At 58.1% G+C, this 20,576-nt stretch carries 20 protein-coding genes; 15 read left to right on the top strand and 5 right to left on the bottom strand.

The window, feature by feature from the left end:
* Positions 1 to 31: 31 nt before the first annotated feature.
* Together zntA and AC2FAJ_RS19590 are read right to left on the bottom strand one after the other, a co-directional pair.
* Positions 32 to 2,203, bottom strand: coding sequence for a Zn(II)/Cd(II)/Pb(II) translocating P-type ATPase ZntA (gene zntA, locus AC2FAJ_RS19595; protein ID WP_485454429.1), 2,172 nt, complete (start codon positions 2,201 to 2,203; stop codon positions 32 to 34).
* A gap of 76 nt (positions 2,204 to 2,279) precedes the next feature.
* On the bottom strand, positions 2,280 to 2,906 hold the full coding sequence (locus AC2FAJ_RS19590) for a lysoplasmalogenase (RefSeq protein WP_028015138.1): 627 nt from the start codon (positions 2,904 to 2,906) through the stop codon (positions 2,280 to 2,282).
* A gap of 129 nt (positions 2,907 to 3,035) precedes the next feature.
* Here AC2FAJ_RS19590 and AC2FAJ_RS19585 point away from each other — a divergent pair, with 129 nt between their 5' ends.
* On the top strand, positions 3,036 to 3,392 hold the full coding sequence (locus tag AC2FAJ_RS19585; protein WP_028015139.1) for a DUF2500 domain-containing protein: 357 nt from the start codon (positions 3,036 to 3,038) through the stop codon (positions 3,390 to 3,392).
* Positions 3,393 to 3,451: 59 nt separating this feature from the next.
* Here the strand turns inward: AC2FAJ_RS19585 and AC2FAJ_RS19580 are convergent, their stop codons facing one another.
* Both AC2FAJ_RS19580 and rsmD read right to left on the bottom strand, forming a co-directional pair.
* The gene (locus tag AC2FAJ_RS19580; RefSeq protein WP_014882110.1) at positions 3,452 to 3,733 is read right to left on the bottom strand and encodes a DUF1145 family protein; all 282 of its coding nucleotides are present in this window, start codon (positions 3,731 to 3,733) and stop codon (positions 3,452 to 3,454) included.
* Positions 3,717 to 4,319: a 16S rRNA (guanine(966)-N(2))-methyltransferase gene (gene rsmD, locus AC2FAJ_RS19575; RefSeq protein ID WP_028015140.1), complete on the bottom strand. Its 603-nt coding sequence runs from the start codon at positions 4,317 to 4,319 to the stop codon at positions 3,717 to 3,719. Before rsmD ends, AC2FAJ_RS19580 begins: the two co-directional genes overlap by 17 nt.
* Positions 4,320 to 4,446: 127 nt before the next feature.
* Here rsmD and ftsY point away from each other — a divergent pair, with 127 nt between their 5' ends.
* The 6 genes from ftsY to livJ all read left to right on the top strand — a co-directional run bounded on the left by ftsY (position 4,447) and on the right by livJ (position 11,432).
* Positions 4,447 to 5,907 carry a signal recognition particle-docking protein FtsY gene (ftsY, locus tag AC2FAJ_RS19570; protein ID WP_045631387.1) on the top strand — a complete coding sequence of 487 codons (1,461 nt, stop codon included), beginning with the start codon at positions 4,447 to 4,449 and terminating at the stop codon, positions 5,905 to 5,907.
* 2 nt (positions 5,908 to 5,909) lie between these two features.
* Entirely contained in the window at positions 5,910 to 6,581 is a 672-nt protein-coding gene (ftsE, locus tag AC2FAJ_RS19565; RefSeq protein ID WP_003861525.1) for a cell division ATP-binding protein FtsE, read from the top strand.
* Entirely contained in the window at positions 6,568 to 7,623 is a 1,056-nt protein-coding gene (gene ftsX, locus AC2FAJ_RS19560) for a permease-like cell division protein FtsX (RefSeq protein ID WP_028015142.1), read from the top strand. The genes ftsE and ftsX overlap by 14 nt, the downstream gene beginning before the upstream one ends.
* A gap of 251 nt (positions 7,624 to 7,874) precedes the next feature.
* On the top strand, positions 7,875 to 8,732 hold the full coding sequence (rpoH, locus tag AC2FAJ_RS19555) for an RNA polymerase sigma factor RpoH (protein ID WP_028015143.1): 858 nt from the start codon (positions 7,875 to 7,877) through the stop codon (positions 8,730 to 8,732).
* Between the two features lie 136 nt (positions 8,733 to 8,868).
* The gene (locus tag AC2FAJ_RS19550) at positions 8,869 to 10,134 is read left to right on the top strand and encodes a 4-aminobutyrate--2-oxoglutarate transaminase (RefSeq protein WP_045631386.1); all 1,266 of its coding nucleotides are present in this window, start codon (positions 8,869 to 8,871) and stop codon (positions 10,132 to 10,134) included.
* A gap of 197 nt (positions 10,135 to 10,331) precedes the next feature.
* Positions 10,332 to 11,432 (top strand): branched chain amino acid ABC transporter substrate-binding protein LivJ, encoded by a 1,101-nt coding sequence (livJ, locus tag AC2FAJ_RS19545; RefSeq protein WP_072201786.1) that lies wholly within the window; start codon positions 10,332 to 10,334, stop codon positions 11,430 to 11,432.
* A gap of 95 nt (positions 11,433 to 11,527) precedes the next feature.
* Here the strand turns inward: livJ and panM are convergent, their stop codons facing one another.
* On the bottom strand, positions 11,528 to 11,917 hold the full coding sequence (gene panM, locus AC2FAJ_RS19540) for an aspartate 1-decarboxylase autocleavage activator PanM (RefSeq protein WP_028015145.1): 390 nt from the start codon (positions 11,915 to 11,917) through the stop codon (positions 11,528 to 11,530).
* Between the two features lie 424 nt (positions 11,918 to 12,341).
* On the opposite strand from panM, the gene livK reads away from it, so the two are divergent.
* From livK to ugpE, 8 genes are all read left to right on the top strand, one after another.
* Positions 12,342 to 13,451 (top strand): high-affinity branched-chain amino acid ABC transporter substrate-binding protein LivK, encoded by a 1,110-nt coding sequence (gene livK, locus AC2FAJ_RS19535; protein WP_028015146.1) that lies wholly within the window; start codon positions 12,342 to 12,344, stop codon positions 13,449 to 13,451.
* A 46-nt stretch (positions 13,452 to 13,497) separates the two neighbouring features.
* The gene (gene livH / locus AC2FAJ_RS19530) at positions 13,498 to 14,424 is read left to right on the top strand and encodes a high-affinity branched-chain amino acid ABC transporter permease LivH (RefSeq protein ID WP_028015147.1); all 927 of its coding nucleotides are present in this window, start codon (positions 13,498 to 13,500) and stop codon (positions 14,422 to 14,424) included.
* Positions 14,421 to 15,698 (top strand): branched chain amino acid ABC transporter permease LivM, encoded by a 1,278-nt coding sequence (gene livM, locus AC2FAJ_RS19525; RefSeq protein WP_041911555.1) that lies wholly within the window; start codon positions 14,421 to 14,423, stop codon positions 15,696 to 15,698. Before livH ends, livM begins: the two co-directional genes overlap by 4 nt.
* Positions 15,695 to 16,462, top strand: coding sequence for a high-affinity branched-chain amino acid ABC transporter ATP-binding protein LivG (livG, locus tag AC2FAJ_RS19520; protein WP_028015149.1), 768 nt, complete (start codon positions 15,695 to 15,697; stop codon positions 16,460 to 16,462). The genes livM and livG overlap by 4 nt, the downstream gene beginning before the upstream one ends.
* Before the next feature lies 1 nt (position 16,463).
* Positions 16,464 to 17,177, top strand: a complete 714-nt coding sequence (gene livF / locus AC2FAJ_RS19515; protein WP_080339204.1) for a high-affinity branched-chain amino acid ABC transporter ATP-binding protein LivF — start codon at positions 16,464 to 16,466, stop codon at positions 17,175 to 17,177.
* Between the two features lie 245 nt (positions 17,178 to 17,422).
* The gene (ugpB, locus tag AC2FAJ_RS19510; protein WP_045631382.1) at positions 17,423 to 18,739 is read left to right on the top strand and encodes a sn-glycerol-3-phosphate ABC transporter substrate-binding protein UgpB; all 1,317 of its coding nucleotides are present in this window, start codon (positions 17,423 to 17,425) and stop codon (positions 18,737 to 18,739) included.
* A 106-nt stretch (positions 18,740 to 18,845) separates the two neighbouring features.
* Positions 18,846 to 19,733 carry a sn-glycerol-3-phosphate ABC transporter permease UgpA gene (gene ugpA, locus AC2FAJ_RS19505; protein ID WP_023618241.1) on the top strand — a complete coding sequence of 296 codons (888 nt, stop codon included), beginning with the start codon at positions 18,846 to 18,848 and terminating at the stop codon, positions 19,731 to 19,733.
* Entirely contained in the window at positions 19,730 to 20,575 is an 846-nt protein-coding gene (gene ugpE / locus AC2FAJ_RS19500; protein WP_028015153.1) for a sn-glycerol-3-phosphate ABC transporter permease UgpE, read from the top strand. Before ugpA ends, ugpE begins: the two co-directional genes overlap by 4 nt.
* The last annotated feature ends 1 nt before the right edge of the window (position 20,576 follow it).

Genomic DNA, 20,576 nt, shown 5'->3' with positions numbered 1-20,576 from the left:
CCCGGTAAGGCGCAGCCGCTACCGGGCGTTTTTATTTCCGCCGTAATAATCTCAATGCGTTCGCCGTGACCAGCACCGTCGCCCCGGTGTCCGCCAGCACCGCCAGCCACAGTCCGGTCATGCCGAGCAGCGTGGTGACGAGAAATATCCCCTTCAGCCCCAGCGCAATGCCGATGTTCTGGCGAATATTGGCGCGCGTCGCCCGCGCAAGATCTATCATCTGCGCCAGCCCGGTCAGACGGTTATGCGTCAGCGCCGCATCCGCCGTCTCCAGCGCTACGTCGGTGCCGCTGCCCATCGCAATACCGAGGGTGGCGGCCTTCATCGCCGGGGCATCGTTAATTCCGTCACCGACCATCGCCAGCGGCGCGCGGCTGTTCAGTTCGGTTACCGCGCTGACCTTGTCCGCAGGCAGTAATCCGGCCTTAAACGCCAGCCCAAGCTCGCCTGCAATCGCGGCCGCCGCGCGCGGGTTATCGCCGGTGAGGATCACGCCCTGTACGCCCAACTGATGCAGCGCCGCCACGGCGTCTTTGGCGTCATCGCGCAGAGTGTCGCGTAGTGCCAGCATGCCCTTCGACACGCCGTCCTGCATCACGGCAACGACCGTCTGCCCGGCCTGCTCTAACGCCTCAACCTGTGGATGAGAGAACGCGCCCGCCGCAACAATCAGCACTTTTTTGCCGTCGACGACGGCCTCAATCCCTGACCCGACCAGCGCCCGTTGGGCGGTTGCCGAAGGGACAGCCAGCCCGCGTCTCTGCGCTTCACGCACTATCGCCTGCGCCAGCGGGTGAGTGGAGCCCTGCTCAACGGCGGCGGCTATTATCAGCAGTTCGTCTTCACTGATGCCCTGCGGATAGATGCCGGTAACCTGCGGCTTGCCAACCGTCAGCGTGCCGGTTTTATCGAAGGCGATGTGCTGAACCTGGCTCAGCTGTTCCAGCGCCGCGCCGCCCTTAATCAGCGCCCCGCGACGTGCCGCCGCCGCCAGCCCCGAGGTAATCGCCGCGGGCGTAGAGATCACCAGCGCGCACGGGCAGCCGATCAGCAGCAGGGTCAGCCCTTTATAAATCCAGCCCTCCCACGGCGCGCCGAAGAACAGCGGTGGAACGACGGTGACTAGCAGCGCCACCAGCATGATGGCGGGTGTGTAAATCCGGCTGAAGCGGTCAATAAAGCGTTCGACCGGCGCGCGGCGCTCCTCGGCCTCTTCAATCAGCTTCAGGATACGGTCGATGGCGCTGTCGCCCGGCTCGGACAGGACTTTGAGCTGCACCAGGCGGTCGACGCTGGTGGCACCGGCAGGGACTTTTTCTCCTGCCGCACGCTCCACCGGAATGGATTCCCCGGTCAGGGCGCTTTCGTCAAAGCTCGCGGTGGCGGTAACGAGAGCCCCATCGGCAGGCAGACGCCCACCCGCGGCGACTTCAATCACGTCGCCCGGGCGCAGCGTGTTGATGGCGACCGTTTCACGTTTGCCTTCGTTAACCCGCGTGGCGGTTTCTGGCTTCAGCGCCATCAGCGCGCTCACCCCTTTGCGCGCCCGGCTCGCTGCCCAGCCTTCAAGGCGTTCGCCGATCAGGAACAGCAGCAGCACCATCGCCGCTTCCGCCGTCGCGCCAATGAACAGCGCGCCAATGGCCGCCACGCTCATCAACGTTTCAATGGCAAACCAGCTGCCGCTTCTCATCAGGCGCAGTGCCTGACGGGCAATCGGGAACAGGCCGACCAGGGTAGTGGCAATAAACGCCAGATTACCGAACGGGTGGTTAACCTGTTCCAGCCCCCAGCTCAGGGCCATCATGATGATGAGGGTAATAAGCGGCAGGTTTTCTTTCAGGGGAGAGGTTTTTTCGGCAGGTGCCGTTTCGCTGCGCAGGGTATAGCCCGCCTTGCTGACGGCGGCTTCAACCTGCTTGCTGACGTCTTTTTCGGCGCTGACCAGCAGCTTTTCGGTGGCGAACAGGACCTGAACGTGGTTCACGCCCGGTACCTGCCTCACCGCGTTTTCCACTTTGCGGGCGCAGGCCGCGCAGTCCATGCCGTTGATGACCCAGCTGTAGCGGTTGCCGCCTTCAGGCAGCGCGTCGACCTGCGTTTCGCACGCGCCCTCGCAGCAGCAGTCGTCTTTCGGCGGAACCGGGCTGAGCTTAAGCGCCGAGAATTGTGGGACTTTTTTTGGAATTTCTGGAGTCGACATGGCAGTCTCCGGTAATGATAATTTTCTCATTAACCGCAGCATACACTCTGGAGTCGACTCCAGAGTCAAGCGTTATTTAGATATACAATGAACGCACGATCAGGAAGTGCCCGGCAAAGTAGCAGGCGGACGAAATCGCGTTATCCGCGCGGAAGCGGCGGCGATAGTGGCTGCCCAGCCAGACGATATTGCCGATTAACAGCAGCGCCGCGCCGAAGAACGCGGACATCGCCTGAGATGTCGGACGGAAGAACCACAGTTCACCGGCCAGCCACACCATCACCAGCGTCATGGCGATAAACGTGCATACCGGCAGACGCATCTCTTCCAGACGCGACCAGATCACCGCAATCAGCAGCGCGCCAATCACCAGCAGCACCAGCGGCAGCGGCCAGAAGAAGGAGAGCGTCATCTGGCTGGCAAAGTAGATGGTATACAGCAGATGGGAGAGGAAAAATGCCCCCACGGCATACAGCAGGCGCTGACGCGGCAGCAGGGTTAAGGCATCACCAATCAGGGAGGCACACAGCCCGGCGAGCACCAGATAGCTGATGGCGTTAAACATCGGAGCCTGCCAGGCGAGCAGCAGAAGCAACAGCAGCGTGACGGGTTTAAACAACCAGCGCTGCCAGGCTGGACCGCGATAGGACGCATCGACATAAAGCCATGCGGAAAAACAGACAGCGATAAATGACCAAAGCATATTAACTCCCTGTAACTGTTGAGGCTGAATAATCAGTTTCTGATCCAGTGTAGTGACGCGAGCGGGCGTTTGGCAATGCCGGGGCAGGCGAGGTATCCTGAATTCCGCATAATCTGATGGGATTTTTCAATGAGCAAGATGCCGCTATTTTTCATCATCGTGGTGGCGATCATCGTCATTGCCGCCTCGTTTCGCTTCGTGCAGCAGCGCCGCGAAAAGGCGGACAACGACGCCGCGCCGCTGATGCAAAAGCGCGTAGTGGTGGCGAACAAACGCGAGAAACCGCTTAACGACCGCCGCTCTCGCCAGCAGCAGGTGACGCCTGCGGGCACCGGCATGCGCTATGAAGCCAGCTTTAAGCCGGAAACCGGCGGTCTGGAGATGACCTTCCGCCTGGAGGCGCAGCAATACCATCAGCTGACGGTGGGAGAGAAAGGCACGCTGAGCTATAAAGGGTCGCGTTTTGTAGGTTTTAGGGCTGAATAATGCGCGATCGGTCCCCTCTCCCGTGGGAGAGGGTTAGGGTGAGGGCATCACACCGCACCTTACTTCTTCACCTGCGCCTTAAACTTCTTCATCCACACCAGCAGTTCAAACACGCCGAAAATAAACACCCGCAGCTGCTGCCAGCCGGTCATCGGCGGGCCATCTTTCGGCAGGCCGTTTTTCAGCATCACCATCTGCAGGGCGTGCATGAACGAGGTGAAAATCAGCGCCACGTTAACAAAGATGTTCAACGGGCGCGGGAACGGGTGCACCAGATTCAAAATCAAAAATGCCCAGACGCCCAGCATCAGCAAGCGTCCCAGGTTAATCAGTACCGGCATCGGATCCTCCTTGTGCCTGACGGTGATACAAACGATAAGCCACCTGGCCTGCGACCTTTTCGCGGTGCAGATCCCAGTGAACGGGAACGGGTGGCAGGCCGTTTTCCACTTCGCTTTCTACATAAATCAGCGCGTCATCCGCCAGCCAGCCATTGTGCTCCAGCAGGGATAACGTCTCTTCCAGCAACCCCTTGCGGAACGGCGGGTCGACAAAGACCACGTTATGCGGCGTACCCTGCTGCGCGAGGAAGCTCAGCGTATTGGTGTTGACCACTTTCGCGTTCGTCGCCTTCAGCGTCGCCAGATTTTGCTGCAGCGTCTGCGCAACGCCGCGCTCCATCTCCAGCAGCGTGGCGCTGGCGGCGTAGCGCGACAGCGCCTCCAGCCCTAAGGCACCGCTTCCGGCGAAGCAGTCCAGGCAGTGGGCGTCTACCATTGATGGGGCAAGCCAGTTAAACAGCGTCTCGCGAACGCGGTCGGTTGTAGGGCGTAAACCGGGGCTGTCCGGCACCGGTAATTTCCGGCCTCGCCACTGACCGCCGATAATGCGAATTTGACCGGCCGGGGCGCGGGTGGGTTTCTTCATCTCTGGAAAGCTCTGTTAACCATAGCCCTGCGATTGCGGGCGGTGATGTCAATTAAGTAAAGTGTTAGACTATTTCATCATTTTTTTAGCTTCCCTGTATATAGCGCCGCGAGGAGTGTAGTCGCAGATGGCAAAACAAAAAAAACGTGGCTTCTTTTCCTGGTTGGGTTTCGGTGAAAAAGAGCAAGAAACAGAACAGAAAACCGAAGAGCAACAGGTTGTAGAAGAGCAGTCACAGCCTGAAACGCCTGTCGAAACCGCTGCGGTTGTCGAAGCGGAAGAACCAGCGCACAGCAAAGAAGAGATTGAATCCTTTGCTGAAGAGGTGGTTGAGGTCACTGAGCAGGTTCAGGAGAGCGAGAAGCCAGAGCCGGTTATCGTAGAAACCCTTACCGAAGCGCCGCAGGCCGCTATCGAACACGAAGCGCTGCCGCTGCCCGAAGAGGTTAAAGCTGAAGAGGTTTCTGCCGAAGAGTGGCAGGCTGAAGCGGAAACCGTTGAAATCGTTGAGGCGGTGGAAGAAGAGGCGGCACTTGAGCCAGAGCTGACCGACGAAGAGCTGGAAGCTCAGGCGCTGGCGGCGGAAGCGGCTGAAGAAGCGGTAATCGTCGTGCCGGTGGAAGAGCAGGCCGAAGAAGAGATCGTTCAGGAGCAGGAAAAACCGACCAAAGAAGGTTTCTTCGCGCGCCTGAAGCGCAGCCTGCTCAAAACCAAAGAAAACTTAGGTTCCGGATTTATCAGTCTTTTCCGCGGCAAGAAGATCGACGACGATCTGTTTGAAGAGCTGGAAGAGCAGCTGCTGATTGCGGACGTGGGCGTGGAAACTACCCGTAAGATCATCGCCAACCTGACCGAAGGGGCGAGCCGCAAACAGCTGCGCGACGCCGAGGCGCTGTACGGCCTGCTGAAAGACGAGATGGGTGAAATTCTCGCAAAAGTTGACGAACCGCTTAATATTGAAGGCAAAACGCCATTTGTTATTCTGATGGTTGGCGTTAACGGCGTGGGTAAAACCACCACCATCGGCAAGCTGGCGCGCCAGTTTGAGCAGCAGGGCAAATCGGTGATGCTGGCGGCGGGCGATACCTTCCGTGCGGCAGCGGTTGAGCAGCTCCAGGTGTGGGGCCAGCGCAACAACATTCCGGTGATTGCCCAGCACACCGGCGCAGATTCCGCATCCGTGATTTTCGACGCCATCCAGGCGGCGAAGTCGCGCAACGTGGACGTGCTGATTGCCGACACCGCAGGGCGTTTGCAAAACAAATCGCACCTGATGGAAGAGCTGAAGAAAATCGTTCGCGTCATGAAGAAGCTGGACGAAGATGCACCGCATGAAATTATGCTGACTATCGACGCCAGCACCGGGCAGAACGCCATTAGCCAGGCGAAGCTGTTCCATGAAGCGGTAGGGCTGACGGGGATCACGCTGACCAAACTGGACGGCACCGCGAAAGGCGGGGTGATCTTCTCCGTGGCCGACCAGTTCGGCATTCCTATCCGCTACATCGGTGTGGGCGAGCGTATTGAGGATTTGCGTCCGTTTAAGGCGGACGACTTTATTGAGGCATTATTTGCCCGAGAGGACTAACAATGATTCGCTTTGAACACGTCAGCAAGGCCTATCTCGGTGGGAGACAAGCGCTGCAGGGGGTGACGTTCCACCTGCAGCCAGGCGAGATGGCATTCCTGACCGGCCATTCCGGCGCGGGGAAAAGTACCCTGCTCAAGCTTATCTGTGGGATCGAACGGCCAAGCGCCGGGAAAATCTGGTTCAGCGGCCACGAAATTAGCCGTCTGAAAAACCGTGAAGTGCCGTTTCTGCGTCGTCAGATCGGCATGATTTTCCAGGATCACCACCTGCTGATGGATCGCACCGTTTTCGATAACGTGGCGATCCCGCTGATTATTGCCGGCGCCAGCTATGACGATATCCGCCGTCGCGTCTCTGCGGCGCTGGACAAGGTCGGGCTGCTGGACAAAGCGAAGAACTTCCCGATCCAGCTTTCCGGCGGTGAACAGCAGCGCGTGGGCATCGCCCGCGCGGTGGTGAACAAGCCTGCCGTACTGCTGGCGGATGAACCGACCGGTAACCTGGACGATGCCCTGTCCGAAGGGATTTTGCGTCTGTTTGAGGAATTCAACCGCGTAGGGGTAACGGTACTGATGGCGACGCACGACATGGGGCTGATTTCCCGTCGTTCGTACCGCATGCTGACCCTGAGCGACGGGCATTTGCACGGAGGCCACGGTGAACAAGCGTGATGCAATGAACCAGATTCGGCAGTTCGGGAACCGGTTCGACCGTTTCCGTAAGCCGCAGGGCGGCGGTGACGGCAATCGTAATGCGCCTAAGCGCCAGAAAGCGGCGCCGAAACCGGCCTCCCGCAAGACCAACGTGTTTAACGAACAGGTGCGCTACGCCTTCCACGGCGCGCTGCAGGACCTGAAAAGCAAACCGCTGGCGACGTTCCTGACGGTGATGGTGATCGCCATCTCCCTGACGCTGCCAAGCGTCTGCTACATGGTCTATAAGAACGTCAACCAGGCGGCGTCGCAGTATTACCCGTCACCGCAGATCACCGTTTATCTGGATAAAGCGCTCGACGATAACGCGGCGGCGCAGGTGGTCGGGCAAATCCAGGCCGAGCAGGGCGTGGAGAAGGTGAATTATCTCTCCCGTGAAGAAGCGTTGGGCGAGTTCCGTAACTGGTCAGGCTTTGGCGGCGCGCTGGACATGCTGGAAGAGAACCCGCTGCCCGCCGTGGCGGTGGTGATCCCGAAGCTGGATTTCCAGGGTACCGATTCGCTGAATACCCTGCGCGACCGGATCACACGCATCAACGGGATTGATGAAGTGCGCATGGACGACAGCTGGTTTGCCCGTCTTGCGGCGCTGACCGGGCTGGTGGGGCGCGTGTCGGCGATGATCGGCGTGCTGATGGTGGCGGCGGTGTTCCTCGTCATCGGTAACAGCGTGCGTCTGAGCATCTTTGCGCGTCGCGATACCATCAACGTGCAAAAACTGATTGGCGCAACGGATGGTTTCATCCTGCGTCCGTTCCTCTACGGTGGCGCACTGCTCGGTTTCTCCGGCGCATTTCTTTCACTGATATTGTCAGAAATTTTGGTGATGCGGCTTTCGTCTGCCGTCACAGAAGTGGCGCAGGTTTTCGGAACTAAGTTTGATATCAGTGGCTTAGGCTTCGATGAATGCCTTCTGTTGCTGCTGGTGTGCTCCATGATCGGCTGGATTGCCGCATGGCTGGCAACGGTTCAACATTTACGCCACTTTACTCCCGACTAATAAAAGCGTGATATAATCTTTCCCTGCACCGAGATGTTCGCTCTGCAGGGAAAGCGTCCCTGTTGTCTCTTCCCCTGTTATCATCTCCATGTCACATTTTGTGCGTAATTTATTCACTGTTGCACCTGGAACTTGTGGATAAAATCACTGTCTGATAAAAGAGTGAATGCTAATCTCGTTGCTCAAACGCTTTGGCATGGTTGTTGCCTGACGGGGACAGCCTGGACCAGAAGAAACATTGAGAGGAATGAATGACCAAAGAAATGCAAACTTTAGCTTTAGCCCCTGTTGGTAACCTGGAATCTTACATCCGGGCTGCGAACACCTGGCCGATGTTAACGGCCGAGGAAGAAAAGGAGCTTGCTGAAAAGCTGCATTACCAGGGCGATCTGGAAGCAGCGAAAAAGCTGATCCTGTCTCACCTGCGCTTTGTTGTTCACATTGCTCGTAACTATGCGGGCTATGGCCTGCCGCAGGCGGACTTGATTCAGGAAGGTAACATCGGCCTGATGAAGGCTGTACGTCGCTTTAACCCGGAAGTGGGCGTGCGACTGGTCTCCTTCGCCGTACACTGGATCAAAGCAGAAATTCATGAATACGTGCTGCGCAACTGGCGTATCGTGAAAGTCGCCACGACAAAAGCGCAACGTAAGCTGTTCTTCAACCTGCGTAAAACCAAGCAGCGTTTGGGCTGGTTCAATCAGGATGAAGTGGAAATGGTGGCGCGCGAGCTGGGTGTATCCAGCAAAGACGTCCGTGAGATGGAATCCCGTATGGCCGCGCAGGACATGACCTTTGATATGTCCTCCGACGACGACGCATCTGACAGCCAGCCGATGGCACCGGTTCTGTATCTGCAGGATAAAACCTCTAACTTTGCCGACGGCATTGAAGAGGACAACTGGGAAGATCAGGCCGCGAACAAGCTGACCCATGCGATGGAAGGCCTCGACGAGCGTAGCCAGGACATTATCCGCGCCCGCTGGCTGGACGAAGACAACAAGTCCACGCTGCAGGAGCTGGCCGACCGCTACGGCGTTTCTGCTGAACGTGTCCGTCAGCTTGAAAAGAATGCCATGAAAAAACTTCGCGCCGCTATCGAAGCGTAATCACCGCGAAGTACACCGAGAGCCCTCGAATGCAAATTCGGGGGTTTTGTTTTTTTAGCGCCCGCTCTGGCGAATTTCTCCCCCCTGGCAAACACTTACTGATGCGCTAAGCAGGCGATTTTCTCAGGGGGTCAGGGTGAAAAATAACGAACTGAATGACCGGCGTTTACAGGCGACGCCGCGCGGCATCGGCGTGATGTGTCACTTCTATGCTGATAAAGCCGAAAACGCCACGGTGTGGGACGTGGAAGGCAATGAGTACATCGACTTCGCCGCCGGGATCGCGGTGCTGAATACTGGCCATCGCCATCCCAAAGTTATCTCCGCTATCGAAAAACAACTCCACGCTTTTACCCACACGGCCTACCAGATTGTGCCGTATGAGGGCTATGTGGCGCTTGCCGAGCGCATCAACCAGCGCGTGCCGATTGACGGCCCGGCCAAAACCGCCTTCTTCTCGACGGGTGCTGAAGCGGTCGAAAACGCGGTCAAAATTGCCCGCGCGTATACCAGACGCCCCGGCCTTATCACCTTCGGCGGCGCGTTCCACGGGCGCACCTTTATGACCATGGCGCTGACCGGTAAGGTCGCGCCGTACAAGCTGGGTTTCGGCCCGTTCCCCGGTTCGGTATACCACGCTCAATTCCCTGATGATCTGCACGGCATCAGCACGGCGGAAGCATTAAAAAGCCTGGAGCGCATCTTTAAGGCCGATATCGCCCCAGATCAGGTGGCGGCCATTATTCTCGAACCGGTTCAGGGGGAGGGCGGGTTCAACATTGCGCCCGCTGATTTTATGCAGGCGCTGCGCGCCCTGTGCGATACCCACGGGATTTTGCTGATTGCCGACGAGGTGCAAAGCGGCTTCGCCCGCACCGGCAAGCTGTTCTCGATGGAACACCACTGCGTGAAGCCGGACCTGATCACCATGGCAAAAAGCCTCGCGGGCGGGATGCCGCTCTCAGCAGTATCGGGCCGCGCCGAGGTGATGGACGCGCCTGCACCTGGCGGACTGGGCGGTACCTACGCAGGTAACCCGCTGGCGATTGCCGCGGCCCACGCGGTGCTGGACGTGATTGATGAGGAAGATCTCTGCACGCGCTCGGCGCATCTCGGCCATCATCTGGTAGAAGTGCTCAACAAAGCGAAGGAAAACTGCCCGTTCATCGCCGACATCCGTGCCCAGGGCTCGATGGTCGCGGTAGAGTTTAACGATCCGCAATCCGGGCAACCGTCGCCGGAATTTACCCGTCAGGTGCAGGAGCGCGCGTTGAACGAAGGGCTGCTGCTCCTGAGCTGCGGCGTTTACGGCAACGTGATCCGCTTCCTTTATCCGCTTACCATCCCAGAAGCGCAGTTCCGTAAAGCGCTGGACATTATCTTCGCGTCGCTGACACGTTAAAGCCACCAGCCCGGCGGTAAATCCTGTCGGGCTTATCATATATTCATTTCAAATTAGCTATTCCAAAATCATAAAAATGGGGTATGTTTTAGCAGAGTATGCTGAAAAAGCGCGAACAGCACACCAATAACTGAAATAAAGCGCTGCACAACAACATCACAACAATCGTAATAACCATAATAATGGGGAATCTCAGGATGAACATGAAGGGTAAAGCGTTACTGGCAGGATGTATCGCGTTGGCATTCAGCACCATGGCGCAGGCAGATATTAAAGTGGCCGTGGTGGGCGCAATGTCCGGTCCGGTAGCACAGTACGGCGACCAGGAATTTACGGGCGCAGAACAGGCAGTTGCAGACATTAATGCTAAGGGCGGCATCAAGGGCGAAAAACTGCAGATCGTAAAATACGACGATGCCTGTGACCCGAAGCAAGCGGTCGCGGTGGCGAACAAAGTGGTCAACGACGGCATCAAATACGTTATCGGTCACCTGTGCTCCTCTTCTACTCAGCCCGCGTCTGACATCTACGAAGACGAAGGTATTCTGATGATCACCCCGGCTGCGACCGCACCGGAGCTGACCGCGCGCGGCTACAAGCTGACCCTGCGTACCACCGGTCTGGACTCCGATCAGGGCCCAACGGCGGCTAAGTACATTCTGGAAAAAGTGAAGCCGCAGCGTATCGCGATTGTTCATGACAAACAGCAGTATGGTGAAGGTCTGGCCCGTGCGGTGCAGGACGGTCTGAAAAAAGGCAATGCCAACGTGGTCTTCTTTGATGGGATCACCGCTGGCGAGAAAGACTTCTCCACCCTGGTGGCGCGTCTGAAGAAAGAGAATATCGACTTCGTTTACTACGGCGGCTACCACCCGGAAATGGGCCAGATCCTGCGCCAGGCGCGCGCGGCGGGTCTGAAAACCCAGTTCATGGGCCCGGAAGGCGTGGCGAACGTTTCCCTGTCTAACATCGCGGGTGAATCTGCCGAAGGTCTGCTGGTGACCAAGCCTAAGAACTACGACCAGGTGCCAGCGAACAAACCTATCGTAGATGCCATCAAGGCGAAGAAGCAGGATCCAAGCGGCGCGTTCGTCTGGACCACCTACGCAGCGCTGCAGTCTCTGCAGGCAGGTCTGAATCAGTCAGCCGATCCGGCTGAGATTGCCACCTGGCTGAAAGCCAACACGGTGGAAACCGTGATGGGGCCGCTCTCCTGGGACGCGAAGGGCGATCTGAAAGGCTTCGAGTTCGGCGTGTTTGACTGGCATGCTAACGGAACGGCGACAGACGCCAAATAAAAGCAAAAAGGCAACTTAAGTTGCCTTTTTTAATGTTTTCTCCCTCTCCCCGTGGGAGAGGGCCGGGGTGAGGGCATCATGCCGCACCGCACAATTCATCCCAAACGCTTCTCCCACCCGCTCTCCTGCGCCGTAAACCCTAACGCCTGCATAAACGCTGCCATCACGCCGCGGTCTTCCACGCCCACGTCGGCCATCCACCATGAGTTTACGTTCGGGTTTTCGCGGATCACTTCTTCAATTAAATACTGTCCCACACCGCGACGACGGGTTACGTCACGCACGCGCAGCGAGTCCAGAGCTCCCTCCGTGCCGCTCAGGGTCACGCGAACCGCGGCCAGCAGGCGCTCGTTGAAGCGCGCGGCATAAATGCGATGGTTCTCGTCGACATGCAGCGACGAAGGGGAATATTCCGGCCAGATCTTGCCCAGGTCGATATGATCCTGGTCGCTAAAGGTCACCAGACGCACGATAGTCAGTTTCATTAGCAGCTTGTCCAAATCAAATTGAGTAGAGGCAGTGTACTCAATTTATTCACTCAGCGGCTTCCTCTTTTTATTCTCATTAACCAGGTGATTAGTTTTTTAGCAATGCAATGGGCAGTGTGAAAACACATGGATCGAAAAATAAGCAGAATTTTAACCTGAATGGCAGCGATTTATTCGGCGCTTTGTACCGTTATTTTATGCTGCAAACTGCACTTTTATTTGTTTATCTCTGCCTGATTTCAGAATATTATCTTTCCTTAATCGCCTGAAAAATAGAGATTTTAGTCTGGTTTTTGACAAAAAACTGCGCTAAACCATTAAAGGCACTGGTAAAAATAGCGTTGTTCATTAAAAGTACAGAATGCTTTTTAACCATAATAAAACAAAATATAAACACGACATCACGAATGGGGATTCTGAGATGAAAAGGAACGCGAAGACATTTATCGCGGGAATGGTTGCACTGGCGATCTCGCATGCGGCCATGGCGGAAGAGATTAAAGTTGCGGTAGTCGGTGCGATGTCCGGCCCTGTTGCCCAGTGGGGTGACATGGAGTTTAACGGCGCGCGTCAGGCCATCAAAGACATCAACGCCAAAGGCGGCATCAAGGGCGACAAGCTGGTAGGCGTGGAGTATGACGACGCCTGCGATCCGAAACAGGCCGTTGCGGTCGCCAACAAAATCGTCAACGACGGGATTCAGTACGTCATCGGCCACCTGTGCTCATCCTCCACCCAGCCCGCGTCCGATATTTACGAAGACGAAGGTATTTTGATGATCACTCCGGGCGCCACCAACCCAGAGCTGACCCAGCGCGGTTACCAGCACATCATGCGTACCGCCGGGCTGGACTCCTCCCAGGGGCCAACCGCGGCCAAATACATCCTCGAGACCGTTAAGCCACAGCGTATCGCCATCATTCATGACAAGCAGCAGTACGGCGAAGGCCTGGCGCGCTCCGTGCAGGACGGCCTGAAAAAAGGCGGCGCGAACATCGTCTTCTTCGACGGCATTACCGCAGGCGAAAAAGACTTCTCCGCGCTGATCGCCCGTTTGCAAAAAGAGAACATCGACTTCGTCTACTACGGCGGCTACTACCCGGAAATGGGCCAGATGCTGCGCCAGGCGCGCGCCACCGGTCTGAAAACCCAGTTTATGGGGCCAGAGGGCGTGGGCAACGCCTCCCTGTCAAACATCGCAGGGGATTCTGCCGAAGGCATGCTGGTGACGATGCCAAAACGCTATGACCAGGATCCGGCCAACAAGGCTATCGTGGATGCGCTCAAGGCGCAGAAGAAAGATCCGAGTGGTCCATACGTCTGGATCACCTACGCTGCCGTGCAGTCTCTGGCAACCGCATTGGAGCGTACCGGCAGCAAAGAGCCGCTGGATCTGGTGAAAGATTTAAAAGCACACGGGGCGAACACCGTGATTGGGCCGCTGAACTGGGATGAGAAAGGCGATCTGAAGGGATTTGAGTTTGGTGTCTTTAAGTGGCACGCCGACGGTTCGTCCTCGGTCGCCAAATAATTATCCCACCGCCCGGCTCACCGGGCGGGTATAAAAAGGTTTGCATATGTCCGAGCAGTTTCTCTACTTTTTGCAGCAGATGTTTAACGGCGTCACGCTGGGAAGCACCTACGCGCTGATCGCCATCGGCTATACGATGGTTTACGGCATTATCGGCATGATCAACTTCGCCCACGGCGAGGTGTACATGATCGGTAGCTACGTCTCCTTTATGATTATCGCCGCGCTGATGATGATGGGCATCGACAGCAGCTGGCTGCTGGTCGCCGCCGGGTTTGTTGGCGCGATCGTGATCGCCAGCGCCTACGGCTGGAGCATCGAACGCGTGGCCTACCGGCCGGTGCGCAGCTCCAAGCGTCTTATTGCGCTGATTTCCGCGATCGGGATGTCGATCTTCCTGCAAAACTACGTCAGCCTGACCGAAGGTTCGCGCGACGTGGCGTTGCCAAGCCTGTTTAACGGCCAGTGGATTGTGGGGGCCAGCGAAAACTTCTCTGCCTCTATTACCACGATGCAGCTGGTGATCTGGGTCGTGACCTTTGTCGCCATGCTCGCCCTGACCCTGTTCATCCGCTACTCCCGCATGGGACGCGCCTGCCGCGCGTGCGCGGAAGACCTGAAGATGGCGAGCCTGCTCGGCATCAACACCGACCGCGTAATCGCCCTGACCTTCGTGATTGGCGCGGCGATGGCGGCGGTAGCTGGCGTGCTGCTCGGCCAGTTCTACGGCGTAATTAACCCGTACATCGGCTTTATGGCCGGGATGAAAGCCTTCACCGCGGCGGTGCTGGGCGGCATCGGCAGCATTCCGGGCGCGATGATCGGCGGCCTGATCCTGGGCGTGGCGGAAGCGCTCTCCTCGGCGTACCTGAGCACCGAATATAAAGACGTGGTGTCGTTTGCCCTGCTGATTCTGGTTCTGCTGGTGATGCCTACCGGTATTCTGGGCCGTCCGGAGGTAGAGAAAGTATGAAACCGATGCATTTTGCAATGGCGCTGCTCTCTGCCGCCATGTTCTTCGTGCTGGCCAGCGTCTTCATGGGCGTCCAGCTTGAGCTGAATGGCACCAAACTCGTTGTCGATACTGCAGCTGATATTCGCTGGCAGTGGGTCTTTATCGGCACCGCCGTGGTGTTCCTGTTCCAACTGCTGCGCCCGCTGTTCCAGAAAACGCTGAAAAATGTCTCCGGACCGAAATTCGTCCTGCCGGCTATCGACGGTTCTACCGTTAAGCAGAAGCTGTTCCTCGTGGCGCTGCTGGTGGCTGCCGTGGCGTGGCCGTTTATGGTGTCGCGCGGCACGGTGGACATCGCCACCCTGACCATGATTTACGTGATCCTCGGCCTCGGTCTGAACGTGGTGGTGGGACTGTCCGGCCTGCTGGTGCTGGGCTACGGCGGTTTCTACGCTATCGGCGCGTACACCTTCGCGCTGCTGAACCACTATTACGGCCTGGGCTTCTGGACCTGCCTGCCGCTGGCGGGGCTGGTCTCTGCCGCCGCGGGCTTCCTGCTCGGCTTCCCGGTGCTGCGTCTGCGCGGCGACTATCTGGCGATTGTGACCTTAGGCTTCGGCGAAATCGTCCGTATCCTGCTGCTCAACAACACCGAAGTGACCGGCGGACCGAACGGCATCAGCCAGATCCCAAAACCGACCTTCTTTGGCCTGGAGTTCAGCCGTACCGCCCGCGAAGGCGGCTGGGATACCTTCAGCAACTTCTTCGGCATCAAATATGATCCCTCTGACCGTGTGATCTGGCTCTATCTGGTGGCGCTGCTGCTGGTGGTCATCACCCTGTTCGTGATCAACCGCCTGCTGCGTATGCCGCTGGGCCGAGCGTGGGAAGCGCTGCGCGAAGATGAGATCGCCTGCCGCTCTCTGGGCCTGAACCCGACCCGCATCAAGCTGACCGCGTTCACCATCAGCGCCGCGTTTGCCGGTTTCGCCGGCACGCTGTTCGCCGCGCGTCAGGGCTTCGTCAGCCCCGAGTCGTTCACCTTTGCCGAATCGGCCTTTGTGCTGGCGATTGTGGTACTCGGCGGGATGGGCTCGCAGTTCGCCGTTATCCTCGCGGCCATCCTGCTGGTGGTCTCCCGCGAGCTGATGCGCGACTTTAACGAATACAGCATGCTGATGCTGGGTGGTTTGATGGTGCTGATGATGATCTGGCGTCCGCAGGGTCTGCTGCCGATGACGCGTCCACAGCTGAAGCTTAAGAATGTGGAAGCGAAAGGAGAGCAGGCATGAGTCAGCCATTATTATCCGTAAACGGTCTGATGATGCGTTTTGGCGGCCTGCTGGCGGTCAACAACGTGAACCTGGACCTGCATAAAAAAGAGATCGTCTCCCTGATTGGCCCGAACGGCGCGGGGAAAACCACGGTCTTTAACTGCCTGACCGGTTTCTACAAGCCGACGGGCGGCACCATCATGCTGCGCGACCAGCACCTGGAAGGGCTGCCGGGCCAGCAGATTGCCCGCATGGGCGTGGTACGTACCTTCCAGCACGTGCGCCTGTTCCGCGAGATGACGGTGATTGAGAACCTGCTGGTGGCACAGCATCAGCAGCTGAAAACCGGCCTGTTCTCCGGCCTGCTGAAAACCCCGGCCTTCCGCCGCGCGCAGGAGGAGGCGCTCGACCGCGCCGCCACCTGGCTCGACCGCATCGGCCTGCTGCAGCACGCCAACCGGCAGGCGAGCAACCTGGCCTATGGCGATCAGCGTCGGCTGGAGATTGTGCGCTGCATGGTGACCCAGCCGGAGATCCTGATGCTTGACGAACCGGCGGCGGGCCTCAACCCAAAAGAGACCAAAGAGCTGGACGAGCTGATTGCCGAGCTGCGCGATCATCACGACACCACCATCCTGCTGATTGAGCACGACATGAAGCTGGTAATGGGTATTTCGGACCGTATCTACGTGGTAAACCAGGGCACGCCGCTGGCAAACGGCACGCCGGAAGAGATCCGCAACAACCCGGACGTGATCCGCGCATACCTTGGTGAGGCATAAGATGGAAAAAGCGATGTTAACGTTCGACAAGGTCAATGCGCACTACGGCAAGATCCAGGCGCTGCACGACGTCAGCCTGCACATCAATCAGGGTGAAATCGTCACCCTGATTGGCGCCAACGGCGCGGGCAAAACCACGCTGCTCGGCACCCTGTGCGGCGACCCGCGCGCCACCAGCGGGCGGATTGTGTTCGATGGTAAAGACATTACCGACTGGCAGACCGCCAGAATCATGCGTGAGGCGGTGGCTATTGTCCCGGAAGGGCGCCGCGTCTTCTCCCGCATGACGGTTGAAGAGAACCTGGCGATGGGCGGGTTCTTCGCTCACCGCGATGAATACCAGAACCGCATCAAGTGGGTGTACGAACTCTTCCCGCGTCTGTGGGAGCGCCGCATTCAGCGTGCGGGCACCATGTCCGGCGGTGAACAGCAGATGCTGGCGATTGGCCGCGCGCTGATGAGCCAGCCGCGCCTGCTGCTGCTGGACGAGCCGTCGCTCGGCCTGGCACCAATCATCATCCAGCAGATATTCGACACCATTGAGCAGCTGCGCAAAGAGGGGATGACCATCTTCCTCGTCGAGCAGAACGCCAACCAGGCGCTGAAGCTCGCTGACCGTGGCTACGTGCTGGAGAACGGCCGCGTGGTGCTGGAAGACACCGGCGACGCGCTGCTGGCGAACGAAGCGGTGCGGAGCGCGTATCTGGGCGGCTGAGCCGTCTGTATTGCCCGGTGGCGCTACGCTTACCGGGCCTACGGATACCATGTAGGCCGGGTAAGGCGCAGCCGCGACCCGGCTTTTTTTGCATTAACCCCTTCACACAACCATCATCCCCCTGACCCTTTACTGTCACTTATCTGTAAACAAACAGTTATTTTTCTGTCATTCGAGCATGTCATGTTACCTCGCGAGCATAAAACGCGTGATATCGCGCATCCGGCACAATAAGAGAGATGACAATGACATCGTTACGACACACAGCTTTGAGTCTGGCACTGGGTCTGGCTTTTGCGACGAACGCAATGGCTGTGACCACCATTCCGTTCTGGCATTCCATGGAAGGGGAGTTGGGTAAAGAGGTTGACTCCCTGGCGCAGCGTTTCAACGACACCCACCCGGATTACAAAATTGTGCCGGTGTACAAAGGTAACTACGAGCAGAGCCTGAGCGCGGGCATTGCCGCCTTCCGTACCGGCAACGCGCCTGCACTGTTACAGGTTTATGAAGTGGGCACCGCGACCATGATGGCCTCGAAAGCCATCAAGCCGGTCTACGAAGTGTTCAAAGAAGCGGGTATCAACTTCGATGAATCCCGGTTCGTGCCGACCGTAGCGGGTTACTACACCGATTCTAAAACCGGTCACCTGCTGTCCCAGCCGTTTAACAGCTCCACGCCGGTGCTGTACTACAACAAAGACGCCTTCAAAAAAGCCGGTTTAGATCCGGAGCAGCCGCCAAAAACCTGGCAGGACCTGGCCGAATACACCGCGAAGCTGAAAGCGGCGGGGATGAAGTGCGGCTACGCCAGCGGCTGGCAGGGCTGGATCCAGATTGAAAACTTCAGCGCCTGGCACGGCCTGCCGGTTGCCACCAAAAACAATGGCTTCGACGGCACCGATGCGGTACTCGAGTTCAACAAGCCGGAGCAGGTGAAGCACATTGCGCTGCTTGCCGATCTGAACAAGAAGGGCGACTTCAGCTACTTCGGGCGTAAAGACGAATCCACCGAGAAGTTCTACAACGGCGACTGCGCCATTACCACCGCCTCGTCCGGCTCGCTGGCGGATATCCGCCACTACGCCAAATTCAACTACGGCGTGGGCATGATGCCGTACGACGCCGACGTAAAAGGCGCGCCGCAGAACGCCATCATCGGCGGGGCGAGCCTGTGGGTGATGCAGGGTAAAGATAAGGGCACCTATAAAGGCGTCGCCGAGTTCCTCGACTTCCTGGCGAAGCCGGAAAATGCCGCCGAGTGGCACCAGAAGACCGGCTACCTGCCGATCACCAAAGCCGCGTACGATCTGACCCGCGAGCAGGGCTTCTACAGCAAAAACCCGGGTGCGGACATCGCGACGCGTCAGATGCTGAACAAGCCGCCGTTGCCGTTCACTAAAGGCCTGCGTCTGGGCAACATGCCGCAGATCCGCACCATCGTAGATGAAGAGCTGGAAAGCGTCTGGACCGGGAAGAAAACGCCACAGCAGGCGCTGGATTCCGCAGTAGAGCGCGGGAATCAGCTGCTGCGCCGCTTTGAGCAGTCGACGAAATCGTAATTTGTGATTCGCCCGGTGGCGCTGCGCTTACCGGGCTTACGACGTGCCCCATCCAGGCCGGGTAAGGCGCAGCCGCCACCCGGCATTGTTCAGGAACCCAATCTCCATGTCTTCATCCCGTCCGGTGTTTCGCTCCCGCTGGCTGCCGTACCTGTTGGTCGCGCCTCAGCTGGTCATCACCGTTATCTTCTTTATCTGGCCTGCGGGCGAAGCGCTGTGGTACTCGGTACAAAGCGTCGATCCGTTCGGGCTCTCCAGCCAGTTCGTCGGGCTGGACAACTTTACCGCGCTGTTCCATGACAGCTACTACCTGGACTCCTTCTGGACGACGATGAAATTCAGCGCGCTGGTGACCGTGAGCGGTCTTGTTGCCTCGCTGTTTTTCGCCGCGCTGGTGGATTACGTGGTGCGCGGCAGCCGCCTGTATCAGACCCTGATGCTGCTGCCTTACGCCGTGGCCCCCGCCGTTGCCGCTGTGCTGTGGATCTTCCTGTTTAACCCCGGACGCGGGCTGATTACTCACTTCCTGGCAGAGTTCGGCTACGACTGGAACCACGCCCAGAACAGCGGTCAGGCAATGTTCCTGGTGGTGTTCGCCTCGGTGTGGAAGCAGATCAGCTATAATTTCCTGTTTTTCTTTGCCGCGCTGCAGTCCATTCCGCGCTCGCTGGTGGAGGCCGCGGCAATTGACGGCGCAGGCCCGATCCGCCGCTTCTTCAGGCTGTCCCTGCCGCTGATTGCCCCGGTGAGCTTCTTCCTGCTGGTGGTTAACCTCGTGTACGCCTTCTTCGACACCTTCCCGGTGATCGACGCGGCCACCGCAGGCGGCCCGGTGCAGGCGACAACGACGCTTATTTATAAGATCTACCGCGAAGGTTTTGCGGGGCTGGATCTCTCTGCTTCTGCCGCCCAGTCCGTCGTGCTGATGTTCCTCGTCATCATCCTCACGGTGGTGCAGTTCCGCTATGTTGAAAGTAAGGTGCGCTACCAATGATTGAGAACCGTCGCGGGCTGACGATTTTCAGCCATACCATGCTGATTTTAGGGATTATCGTCATCCTGTTCCCGCTGTACGTGGCCTTTGTCGCCGCCACGCTGGACACCAAAGCGGTGTTCGACACGCCGATGACGCTGATCCCGGGCGGGCATCTTTTCGAGAACATGAAAACCATCTGGACCCAGGGCGTGGGCGCCAACAGCGCGCCGTTCTGGCTGATGATGCTCAACAGCTTCATCATGGCGTTCGGCATTACGGTGGGCAAAATCACGGTGTCGATGCTCTCGGCCTTCGCCATCGTCTGGTTTCGCTTTCCGCTGCGTAACCTGTTCTTCTGGATGATTTTCATCACCCTGATGCTGCCGGTGGAGGTGCGTATCTTCCCGACGGTGGAGGTGATTGCCAACCTGAAGATGCTGGACAGCTACGCGGGCTTAACCCTGCCGCTGATGGCCTCGGCGACCGCCACCTTCCTGTTCCGCCAGTTCTTTATGACCCTGCCGGACGAGCTGATTGAGGCTGCGCGCATCGACGGCGCCTCCCCGATGCGCTTCTTCCGCGACATCGTGCTGCCGCTGTCGAAAACCAACCTTGCGGCGCTGTTTGTGATCACCTTTATCTACGGCTGGAACCAGTACCTGTGGCCGCTGCTGATTATTCAGGACGTCAACCTCGGCACCGCCGTGGCGGGCATCAAAGGCATGATTGCCACCGGCGAAGGCACCACCCTCTGGAACCAGGTGATGGCGGCGATGCTGCTCACCCTAATCCCACCCGTAGTCATTGTTTTAGCCATGCAGCGCGCGTTTGTCCGCGGCCTGGTCGATAGCGAGAAATAAG

This window comes from Enterobacter cloacae complex sp. 385G4 (assembly GCF_057320665.1).
Note: the sequence above shows the minus strand (reverse complement) of the source record. Positions and strands in the feature narration are given on the sequence as shown.

Coding starts and splice junctions, on each gene's coding strand:
- zntA (WP_485454429.1), bottom strand. CDS start 2,203: ATGTCGACTCCAGAAATTCCAAAAAAAGTCCCACAATTCTCGGCGCTT.
- AC2FAJ_RS19590 (WP_028015138.1), bottom strand. CDS start 2,906: ATGCTTTGGTCATTTATCGCTGTCTGTTTTTCCGCATGGCTTTATGTC.
- AC2FAJ_RS19585 (WP_028015139.1), top strand. CDS start 3,036: ATGAGCAAGATGCCGCTATTTTTCATCATCGTGGTGGCGATCATCGTC.
- AC2FAJ_RS19580 (WP_014882110.1), bottom strand. CDS start 3,733: ATGCCGGTACTGATTAACCTGGGACGCTTGCTGATGCTGGGCGTCTGG.
- rsmD (WP_028015140.1), bottom strand. CDS start 4,319: ATGAAGAAACCCACCCGCGCCCCGGCCGGTCAAATTCGCATTATCGGC.
- ftsY (WP_045631387.1), top strand. CDS start 4,447: ATGGCAAAACAAAAAAAACGTGGCTTCTTTTCCTGGTTGGGTTTCGGT.
- ftsE (WP_003861525.1), top strand. CDS start 5,910: ATGATTCGCTTTGAACACGTCAGCAAGGCCTATCTCGGTGGGAGACAA.
- rpoH (WP_028015143.1), top strand. CDS start 7,875: ATGACCAAAGAAATGCAAACTTTAGCTTTAGCCCCTGTTGGTAACCTG.
- livJ (WP_072201786.1), top strand. CDS start 10,332: ATGAACATGAAGGGTAAAGCGTTACTGGCAGGATGTATCGCGTTGGCA.
- panM (WP_028015145.1), bottom strand. CDS start 11,917: ATGAAACTGACTATCGTGCGTCTGGTGACCTTTAGCGACCAGGATCAT.
- livK (WP_028015146.1), top strand. CDS start 12,342: ATGAAAAGGAACGCGAAGACATTTATCGCGGGAATGGTTGCACTGGCG.
- livH (WP_028015147.1), top strand. CDS start 13,498: ATGTCCGAGCAGTTTCTCTACTTTTTGCAGCAGATGTTTAACGGCGTC.
- livM (WP_041911555.1), top strand. CDS start 14,421: ATGAAACCGATGCATTTTGCAATGGCGCTGCTCTCTGCCGCCATGTTC.
- livG (WP_028015149.1), top strand. CDS start 15,695: ATGAGTCAGCCATTATTATCCGTAAACGGTCTGATGATGCGTTTTGGC.
- livF (WP_080339204.1), top strand. CDS start 16,464: ATGGAAAAAGCGATGTTAACGTTCGACAAGGTCAATGCGCACTACGGC.
- ugpB (WP_045631382.1), top strand. CDS start 17,423: ATGACATCGTTACGACACACAGCTTTGAGTCTGGCACTGGGTCTGGCT.
- ugpA (WP_023618241.1), top strand. CDS start 18,846: ATGTCTTCATCCCGTCCGGTGTTTCGCTCCCGCTGGCTGCCGTACCTG.
- ugpE (WP_028015153.1), top strand. CDS start 19,730: ATGATTGAGAACCGTCGCGGGCTGACGATTTTCAGCCATACCATGCTG.